Raw genomic sequence first — 9,393 nt, forward strand, 5'->3', positions numbered from 1 at the left:
CAGCGGGCCGGGAGAACACAGGAGTCCATCCGGCGCCCACGCGGCCACCGCGAAACCCATCCACATCAGTCAGTCCAGCAGCCCTTCACGGGGCTGCCCTGGAACCGCCTACTCACGAATTAGGAGAGCTGATGGACCGATCGCGTGCGGTGGTCATGGGAGCCGGCGTCATCGGGGCCGCCTGCGCCCGCGAGCTGGCGCTCGCCGGCTTCGAGGTCGTCGTCGTGGACCGGGGCGGCGCAGCGGCCGCGACCACCGCGCACGGCGAGGGCAACGTCCTGGTCTCCGACAAGGCGCCCGGCCCCGAGCTGCGGCTGGCCCAGCTCTCCCGCGCGCTGTGGCCCGGGACACTGGAGCGGATCGCCGAGCGCGACCCGCTCCGGGGCCGCGGCCGCGCCGCGGGCGCCGAGTGGGCGCCCAAGGGCGGCATCGTGGTCGCCACCACCGACGAGGGCGCCCGTGGCCTGCTGGACTTCGCCGGGGCGCAGCGCGCGGCGGACGTACGGGCCGAGGTCCTGGACGCCGCCGCGCTCGCCGCGGCCGAGCCGTTCGTCACCACCGCGCACACGGCGGCCGTGCACTACCCGGACGACGCCCAGGTGCAGCCCGCCGGGGCCGCCGCCGCGCTGCTCGGCGACGCGCTCGCCCAGGGCGCGCGGCTGCGCACCGGCTGCGAGATCACCGGCGCCGTCGTGCGCGGCGGGCGGCTGGCGGCCGTCCGGCACCGGGACGGGACGCTGGGCGGCGACCTGTTCGTCGAGGCGGCCGGGCCCTGGGCGGGCGAGCTGGGGGCGCGGCTCGGCGCGCCCGTCGCCGTCCGGCCCCGGCGGGGCGATGTGCTGGTGACCGCGCCGCTGCCGCCGACGGTCTTCCACAAGGTGTACGACGCCGACTACGTGGGCGCCGTCGGCAGCGGCGCCGCGGAGCTGATGACCTCCGCCGTGGTGGAGTCCACCCGGGCCGGCAGCGTGCTGATCGGCTCCTCGCGGCGCCGCGTCGGCTTCGATACGCGGATACGCCCGGAGGTGCTGTCCGCCGTCGCGCGCAAGGCGCTGCGGCTCTTCCCGCGGCTCGGCTCCGTCCCCCTGACCCGCGCGTACGGCGGGTTCCGCCCGTACGTCGAGGACCACCTGCCGGTCATCGGCCCCGACCCGCGGCTGCCGGGGCTGTGGCACGCGACCGGGCACGAGGGCGCCGGGATCGGCCTCTCGCTGGGCACGGGACGGCTGCTGGCCGAGCTGGTGACGGGGCGGGAGCCGTCGCTGGACCCGTCGGACTTCCGGGCCGACCGCCCGGCGGTGACGAAGGAGGCAGAGGTATGAGTGGCGGCATCACCCTCCTGGTGGACGGGGAGCCGGTGACCGGGGCGCCGGGGCAGAGCGTGGCGGCGGTGCTGGTCGCCGCGGGCCGCCCCGGCGGCGTCTTCTGCGGTATGGGCGTTTGCTTCGGGTGCCTGGTGACGGTCAACGGCGAGCGGGACGTCCGGGCGTGCCTGCGGGACGCCGGTGACGGCGACGTGGTCGGCACCCAGCCGAGGGAGCCCTCGTGAGGCGGGGTGCGGCGCCGGGCGGGCCGGGTAGGACCGGGCGCCACGTCGTCATCGTCGGGGCCGGGCCCGCCGGGTTCGCCGCCGCGGACTGGGCGCTGGCCGCCGGCGCCCGCGTCACCCTCGTGGACCTCGCGGACCGGCCGGGAGGCCAGTACCACCGGCGTCCCCCCGGCGCCCCGGGCCCGCCCTCCTTCGAGCGGCGCCGCGCCCGGGTGCTGGCGCACCCCCGCTGCGCCTGGCGCTCCCGCACCGCCGTGTGGGCCCTGGAGCAGCGGGACGGGGACGGGGACGGCGGCGCGGGCCTGCCGCCCCTGGTCCACACGCTGCACGGCCCCGCCGACGCGGCGGACCGCCCCCGCGCGGTCCTCGCCCCGGACGCGCTGGTCCTCGCGCCGGGCGCGCACGACCGGGTGCTGCCCTTCCCCGGCTGGGAGCTGCCGGGCGTCGTCACGGCGGGTGCGGCGCAGGCGCTGGCGAAGGGGCAGCGGGTGGCCGTCGGCCGGCGGGTGGTGGTCGCGGGCACCGGCCCCTTCCTGCTGCCGGTGGCCGCGTCCCTGCTGGCGGCGGGCGCGCGGGTGCGGGAGGTGTGCGAGGCGAACGGCGCGGGGACGCTCGCGGCGGGCTGGTCGCACCGCCCGTGGCAGCTCGCGGCCGCGGGCGGCAAGGCCGCCGAACTCCTCCGCCACACCGCGCTGCTGGCCCGCCACCGGGTGCCGTTCCGCACCGGCCGTACGGTCGTCGAGGCGCGCGGCGAGGGGCGGGTGGAGGAGGTCGTCACGGCGGCGCTGCGGCCGGACTGGTCGGTGGTGCCCGGCAGCCGGCGGACGCTGTCGACGGACGCGGTGTGCGTGGGCCACGGCTTCACACCGCAGTTGGAGCTGCCGCTCGCGGCGGGCTGCGCGCTGGACGGCGGTTTCGTCGCCGTCGACGGCGCCCAGCGCGCGGGTGCGCCCGGCGTCTTCGCGGCAGGCGAGATCACCGGTGTCGCCGGGGCTCCCGCGGCGCGCGCCGAGGGCGCGCTGGCGGGCTGGTGCGCCGCGGGAGGAGACCCGGCGGCCCCGGTCCTCGCGCCGCTGCGCCGCGCCCGCGACCAGGGCCGCCGCTTCGCGCGGCGGCTGGCCCGCGCCCATCCCGTCGGCGCGGAGTGGCCCGGCTGGCTGCGCGAGGACACCGTCGTCTGCCGCTGTGAGACAGCCCGCTACGGGGCGCTGTGCGCGGCGGCCGCCGACCCGGCGTCCGGGGACCCCCGGGTCGGCAAGCTCGCCACCCGCGCGGGCCTGGGGCCCTGCCAGGCCCGTATCTGCGGACCGGCGGTGGCCGAGCTGACGGCGCGGCTGCGCGGCCAGGCGCCGCCCACCGACTGGACCCCGCACCGCAGACCGATCGCCCAGCCGATCCGGCTCGGCGAACTCGCCCGACCGGCAAGGAGCACGCGTGACGCAGAGCAGGAAGAGCACGACCCGCACGCCCCGCACGGAGAGCACGACCCGCACGGAGAGCACGGAGAGCACGGGGGCCGTGGACAGCGGACGTAGCGTCCTCGGCGGCGTCATCGTGGCCGCCGCGCTGCCGTACCGCACCGACCCGGCGGCGCCCGCCGGGCTCGCGGTGGACCACGAGCGCTACGCGGAGCACTGCCGCTGGCTGCTGGAGAACGGCTGCGCGGGCGTCGGCCCGAACGGCTCGCTGGGCGAGTACTCGGCCCTCACCGACGAGGAGCGCCGCGCCGTCGCGCGGACCGCGATCGAGGCGGTGCGCGGCAGCGGCGACGGCACGGGCAAGGTCGTCGTCGGCGTGCACGCCGCGGGCTGGCACCAGGCGGTCCGCTGGGCCGAGGCGGCGGCCGAGGACGGCGCGGACGGCGTGCTGTGCCTCCCGCCGACGCTGTACCGCGCCAACCGGGACGAGATCGTCGAGCACTTCGAGCGGGTGGCGGCGGTCGGGCTGCCGGTGATGGCGTACAACAACCCGCTCGACACCAAGGTGGACCTCACCCCCGGGCTGCTGGCCGAGCTGGCGGAGATCGACGGGGTGGTGGCGGTCAAGGAGTTCTCCGGGGATGTGCGCCGGGTGCTGGAGATCCGCGAGCGCGCGCCGGGTCTTGAGGTGGTGGGCGGCGCGGACGATGTGGTGCTGGAGAGCCTGCTGATGGGCGCCACGGGCTGGTTCGCGGGCTTCCCGAACGTCTTCCCCGCCGAGTCCGTACGGCTGTACGAGCTGGCGCGGGCCGGGCGGCACGCGGAGGCGCGGGCGCTGTACGAGCCGCTGGTGGCGGCGTTCCGCTGGGACTCGCGCACGGAGTTCGTGCAGGCCATCAAGGCGGGGATGGACATGGTCGGGCGGTACGGCGGGCCCTGCAGGCCGCCGCGCGGGCCGCTGGTGCCCGCGCACCGCGAGCAGGTGGAGGCGGCGATGAAGCAGGCGATCGCCCATGTGCGGGAGGGGAGGAGCTGATGCGGTCGGTCCGCACCCTGAGCGCCGTCGACTCGCACACCGAGGGCATGCCGACCCGGGTGGTGACCGGCGGCGTGCCGCCCATCCCGGGCGCGACGATGGCGGAGCGCCGCCGGTACGCGGTGGAGCATCTGGACGGGCTGCGCCGCTTCCTGGTCGACGAGCCGCGCGGGCACGCCGCGATGAGCGGCGCCCTGCTGCAGCCCCCGGCGCGCGCGGACGCCGACTGGGGCATCGTCTACATCGAGGCCAGCGGCTTCCTCCCGATGTGCGGACACGGCACCATCGGGGTCGCGACCGTCCTGGTCGAGACGGGGATGGTCGAGGTGGCCGAGCCGGAGACGGTCGTGCGGCTGGACGTCCCGGCCGGACTGGTCGAGGCCCGGGTCGCGGTGCGGGACGGGGTGGCCGAGAAGGTCACCCTGCGCAATGTGGACGCGTTCGCGCTGCAGCGGGACGCGGTGGTCACGGTGCCGGGGCTGGGCGAGGTGCGCTACGACATGGCGTACGGCGGCAACTTCTACGCCGTCACCGAGCTCGCGGACCTCGGGCTGCCGTTCGACCGGGCCCGCAAGGACGACATTCTGCGGGCCGGTCTGGCCGTCATGGCCGCCGTGAACGAGCAGAACCGGCCCGTCCACCCCACCGATCCCGGCATCGGGGGCTGCGGGCACGTCCAGTTCCTGGCGCCCGGGTCGACGGCGCGGCACTCGCGCCATGCGATGGCCATCCACCCGGGGTGGTTCGACCGTTCGCCGTGCGGGACGGGGACCTGCGCGCGGATGGCGCAGCTGCACGCGCGGGGGGAGCTGGAGGTGGGGGCCGAGTTCGTGAACGAGTCGTTCATCGGGACGCGGTTCTCGGGGCGGTTGACGGGCCTGAGCGAGGTGGGCGGGGTGCCGGCCGTCGTCCCCGAGATCTCGGGACGCGCGTGGATCACCGGCACGGCCAACTATGTCCTGGACCCGAGCGACCCCTTTCCCACGGGCTTCACGCTGTAGCGGCGGCTGTGTGGCCGCCGCTGTGATGCTGTCGCTGTGAAGGGGCTTCCCCTTGCTGCTCGTCGCAGGGTGCGGGTGGTCGGTAGCCGGTCGCGCAGTTCCCCGCGTCCCTGACGGGGCACGATGTGTTCCGCGAACCACGGCGCCCCGAAGGGGCGCGGGGAACTGCGCGCCACGCCACGGAGCGCCCGCAGCCCGCGACGGTGCGCAAGGGGCAGCCCCGATCCGGCAGGCTCCGCTCACAGCAGCGGCAGAATCAGCGCCGCCGACCAGGAGAAGTTGCGGGCGTTCAGCCCCTTCCCCGTCAACGGGTCGTAGTTCTCGCGGATCGGGCCGTTGCCCGACAGCCCCGCCGCCTCCCGCAGGAGGCGGTGCGTCAGCCGGCGGGCGTCCCGCTCGTACCCGTACCGCCGCAGCCCCCGCACCCCGAAGTACGCCTGGTCCAGCCACACCGGGCCCCGCCAGTACGCCGTCGGGTCGAAGTACGGCGAGCTCCTGGCCACCGTCGGGAACGGGACCCGCGTCCCGAACTCCCCCGGTGCGAGCAGCGCCTTGCGCACGGCGCGCGCCTGGGCCCGGGTGGCCGTGCCGGTCCACAGCGGGACCGCACCCTCGATGCCGCGTCCGCGCGCGACGAGCCGGTGACCGCCGAGCGAGGTGTCGTAGAACCAGCCCGTGCGCCGGTCGAACATCGTGGCCCGCACCGCGCGGTGCACCGCCGCCGCGCGCCCGCGCCAGGACGCCGCGGCGCGGCGGTGGCCCAGCGCCCCCGCGATCCGGGCCAGATACCCCTGGTCGGCGGCGAGGTAGGCGTTGAGGTCGACGGACTCCTGGTTGACCGAGTAGCCCGTCTTCGCCCCGTGCCGGTCCCGGTTCACCAGCGTCTTCGTGCCGAGCGCGGCGTCGAAGCGGGGCGCGTTGTCCATCCCGCTCTCCCAGGCCGCGGCCAGCCGGGCGTCCTCCGGCGTCCGGTTCGCGGGGTCGACGGTCGCGCCGTACTCGGCCAGGCCGTCGTGGTCGTGGTCCCGGTTGCGGTACCACCACGCCTGGTACGCGGCCAGCTTCGGGTACATCTCGCGCAGGAAGCCCCGGTCGCCGGTCGCCCGGTACACCTCCCAGACGGCCCACGCGGCGAGCGGGGGCTTGGAGTTGCGCTCGTTCCAGTTGCCGCCGCCGTGCGCGGTGTCGTTGTAGAAGACGGCGTCCGGGACCATGCCCGCGTCCTGCGGGCGGTCCCGGTCGTGCCGGGTGATCTGGTGGTCGAACATCGAGCGGATCTGGTCCTTGGCCAGGCCGGGCGCGAACCGGGCCGTGCCCACCGCCTGCTTCCAGGAGTCCCACGCCCAGAAGCCGCCCGCGAACCACTTGTCGCTCACGGACGGCGTCACCCCGTCGTGCCGCAGCATCCCGGCCGCGCTGCGCCAGTTGGTGACGAGCGTCTCGACGGACTTGACGGCGAGGCGCCGCCGCTCGGCCGGGACGCCCCGGTTGGCCTTGCGGACGTAGCCGCGCCAGCGCGCGGCACCGGCGGCGGCCACCGCGTGCGGGCGCGCCAGGGCGCGGGCTGCGCGGCCCGCCTCCCGGCGCCGCTCGGCGCCGGTGAAGGTGTAGGACTCGGTCCAGTCGAGGGTGACGCGGTGCCCCGCGCGCACGCGCAGCGGGCGGGCCAGGTCCGTGCGGTAGCGGTCGCCGCCGACGGAGGTGCGGACGCGCTCGGCGTGCCGGACCTGGAAGCGTTCGGTGCCGTCGGTCAGGTAGTCCCACTTCTCGCGGACCCGGGCGAAGTCCACGCCCACCCCGGTGCGGGTGGCGCGGAGCCGGGGGGCCGTGCGCATCGGCTGCTTCGCGGGGCGCAGCAGCGAGCCGGTCCAGCGGGCGCCCAGGGTGCGGGTGGTGCGGCCGGTGTTGCCGACGCGGGCCCGGACGAGGGCGGTGCGGTTGGTCGCGTAGCGCAGCTCCAGGGTGAGGCGGAGGCCGCCTTGCAGGCGGTAGGTCTGGCGGAGCACGCCGGGGAGGGAGGTGAACTGCGGACGCCCGCCGCCGGCGAGGTCCAGTGTCCTGCCGCGCTCGGTGAGGCGGAGGCGGCTGAAGGTGCGGCTGAGCCACCAGGGGTACTCCTGGGCGATGTAGAGCGGCCCGCTGAAGCCGCCCCAGGTCGTGGGGTCGCGCTGCTCGGGGAGCGCGTAGGCGTGCCAGGCGCCCCGGTCGGCGAAGACGTTCAGCGGGTTGGTGGTGCTCTCCTTCGTGCCGCCGGGGTGGGCGGTGGCGGGCGCGCCGCGCAGGTCGAGCACGTCGGCGTAGGAGGGCGCTCGGGAGCGGTCGGGGGCCTGGGCCGCCGCGGGGGCGGCGGAGAGCGTGGTGGCCAGCACGGCGGTGACGGCCACGGTGGCGGTGAGCAGAGGTCTCATGGTTCGGACGTCCCTTTGTCGTCGTCGGGCAGGGTGCGGGAAGGGGCCGGGCCCTCACGGTCCGGGGGGAGGGACCCGCACCACCGCCGCGTCCCGCGCCGGGAGGCGCACCGCGCCGTGCACCGGACGCCCGGTGAGCAGATCCGTGCCCTCCGGCAGCGGCACCTCGACGGCCCCGTCGCCGTGGTTCAGTACAAAGAGGTACGCGGCGTCCGGGCCGCGCCGGAGCGTCGCCTCCGCGCCGTCCGGCAGGCCGGCCAGCACCGGCCGGACGTCCGCCTCGTCCAGCACCGGGTCCAGTACGTCGCCGATCCGTTCGCCCAGATGGCAGCCCACGTACCAGGCCCGGCCCCGGCGGGTCACGGCGGGGAGGCCGCGCAGCTCGCCGTCGGTGTAGACGGCGACGGGGTCGGCGTCCGCGGGCTCCAGCCACTCGCTCCACAGCGCGGCCCGCGCCTCCCCGCCGGGCAGCCGGACGCCGACGGTCGCGCCGTCCGGCACCGGCCACCACTCGTCGACGGCGATCCCCAGCAGCTCGCGCAGCGGGCCGGGCGCGCCGCCCGGGTGCACGTGGTCGTTCTCGTCGACGACGCCGCTGAAGCCGCCGCAGACCAGGTGCCCGCCGTCCGCGACCCACCGCGCCAGCTGTGCGGAGTGCTCGCGGCGCAGCAGGTAGAGGTTGGGGGCGAGCAGCACCCGGTAGCCGTCGAGGCGGGCGCCCGGCCGGACGAAGTCGGCGGTGACCCCCCTGGCGTACAGCGCCGCGTACCAGGGGTCGAGCAGGGTGCGCCAGCGCATCCGCGCGGAGGGGTGGTCGTCGAGCTCCAGCGCCCACCAGGAGTCCCAGTCCAGCAGGATGCCCACCTCGGCGGTGGTGCGGGTGCCCGCGACGGGGGCCAGCCGCGCCAGCTCGGCGCCGAACCGGACGGTCTCCCGCCAGCCTCGGGAGGCCGTGCCCCGGTGGGGCAGCAGCGCGCTGTGGTACTTCTCGGCCCCGGCGACGGAGGCGCGCCACTGGAAGTACAGGACGCCGTCCGCGCCGCGTGCCAGCGCCTGGAGGGACCACAGGCGCTGCAGTCCGGGGCGCTTGGGGACGTTGACGGGGCGCCAGCTGACCGCCGACGGCGCCTGCTCCATCAGCAGCCAGGGGCGGCCCTGGCCGAGGGAGCGCATCAGGTCGTAGTGCAGCGCCGCGTTCACCTGGGCGCGCGGGTCGGCCGGGTCCGGGTACGCGTCGTCGGAGACCAGGTCCTCCTCGGCGGCCCACGTCCAGTAGTCCAGCGGCTTGAACATCGACATGAAGTTCGTGGTCACCGGGGTGCCCGGCGCGGCCTCGTCCAGGACGGCCTTCTCCGCGCGGTAGCAGGCGAGCAGCGCGTCGGAGCAGAAGCGGCGCCAGTCCAGGGTCTGGGTGGGGTTGACCGGCCCCGGCGCGGCGCGCGGCGGCTCGATCTCGTCGAAGGAGCCGTAGCGCTGGGCCCAGAAGGCGGTGCCCCAGGCGCGGTTGAGCTCCTCGACGGTGCCGTGCCGCTCGCGCAGCCAGCGCCGGAAGTCGGCGGCGGAGGCGGCGCAGAAGCACTCGGTGACGTGGTCGCCGTACTCGTTGTGGATGTGCCACAGGGCGAGCGCGGGGTGCCCGGCGTAGCGCTCGGCGATCCGCCGCGCCAGCCGTACGGCGGCCTCCCGGTAGGCCGGGGAGGACGGGCAGTAGTGCTGCCGGGAGCCGAACTCCAGGCGTACGCCGTCCGCGGTGACGGGGAGGATCTCCGGGTGGGCGCGGACCAGCCAGGCGGGCGGGGAGGCGGTGGCGGTGGCGAGGTCGGCGGCGATGCCGTGCGCGGCCAGCAGGTCCAGCAGCCGGTCCAGCCAGTCGAAGTCCCAGGTGCCGGGGCCGGGCTGGAGCCGGGCCCAGGAGAAGACGCCGAGGGTGGCCAGGGTGACCCCGGCCTCGCGCATCAGCCGCACGTCCTCCTCCCAGACG

General features: G+C 76.6%; 7 protein-coding genes. 5 read left to right on the forward strand and 2 right to left on the reverse strand.

Going from position 1 to position 9,393, the window contains the following annotated elements; genetic code table 11:
• Positions 1 to 131 precede the first annotated feature (131 nt).
• The 5 genes from G5C65_RS24155 to G5C65_RS24175 are packed head-to-tail and all read left to right on the forward strand — an operon-like array spanning position 132 to position 5,004.
• Positions 132 to 1,322, forward strand: coding sequence for an NAD(P)/FAD-dependent oxidoreductase (locus tag G5C65_RS24155; protein WP_165301022.1), 1,191 nt, complete (start codon positions 132 to 134; stop codon positions 1,320 to 1,322).
• Positions 1,319 to 1,549 carry a (2Fe-2S)-binding protein gene (locus G5C65_RS24160; RefSeq protein WP_165301023.1) on the forward strand — a complete coding sequence of 77 codons (231 nt, stop codon included), beginning with the start codon at positions 1,319 to 1,321 and terminating at the stop codon, positions 1,547 to 1,549. The genes G5C65_RS24155 and G5C65_RS24160 overlap by 4 nt, the downstream gene beginning before the upstream one ends.
• A complete protein-coding gene (locus G5C65_RS24165) occupies positions 1,546 to 3,084 on the forward strand; it encodes an FAD-dependent oxidoreductase (protein WP_165301024.1) in 1,539 nt (512 codons plus the stop codon). Before G5C65_RS24160 ends, G5C65_RS24165 begins: the two co-directional genes overlap by 4 nt.
• Positions 3,068 to 4,003 carry a dihydrodipicolinate synthase family protein gene (locus tag G5C65_RS24170; protein WP_165301025.1) on the forward strand — a complete coding sequence of 312 codons (936 nt, stop codon included), beginning with the start codon at positions 3,068 to 3,070 and terminating at the stop codon, positions 4,001 to 4,003. The genes G5C65_RS24165 and G5C65_RS24170 overlap by 17 nt, the downstream gene beginning before the upstream one ends.
• Positions 4,003 to 5,004, forward strand: a complete 1,002-nt coding sequence (locus G5C65_RS24175; protein WP_165301026.1) for a proline racemase family protein — start codon at positions 4,003 to 4,005, stop codon at positions 5,002 to 5,004. Before G5C65_RS24170 ends, G5C65_RS24175 begins: the two co-directional genes overlap by 1 nt.
• Before the next feature lie 239 nt (positions 5,005 to 5,243).
• On the opposite strand, the gene G5C65_RS24180 is transcribed toward G5C65_RS24175, so the two are convergent.
• Positions 5,244 to 7,412 (reverse strand): MGH1-like glycoside hydrolase domain-containing protein, encoded by a 2,169-nt coding sequence (locus G5C65_RS24180; RefSeq protein ID WP_165301027.1) that lies wholly within the window; start codon positions 7,410 to 7,412, stop codon positions 5,244 to 5,246.
• Positions 7,413 to 7,466: 54 nt separating this feature from the next.
• On the reverse strand, positions 7,467 to 9,393 hold a 1,927-nt coding region (locus G5C65_RS24185; protein ID WP_206442211.1), incomplete at its 5' end, for a beta-galactosidase.

It is taken from the genome of Streptomyces boncukensis, assembly GCF_011045075.1.
Taxonomy (GTDB): Bacteria; Actinomycetota; Actinomycetes; order Streptomycetales; family Streptomycetaceae; genus Streptomyces; species Streptomyces boncukensis.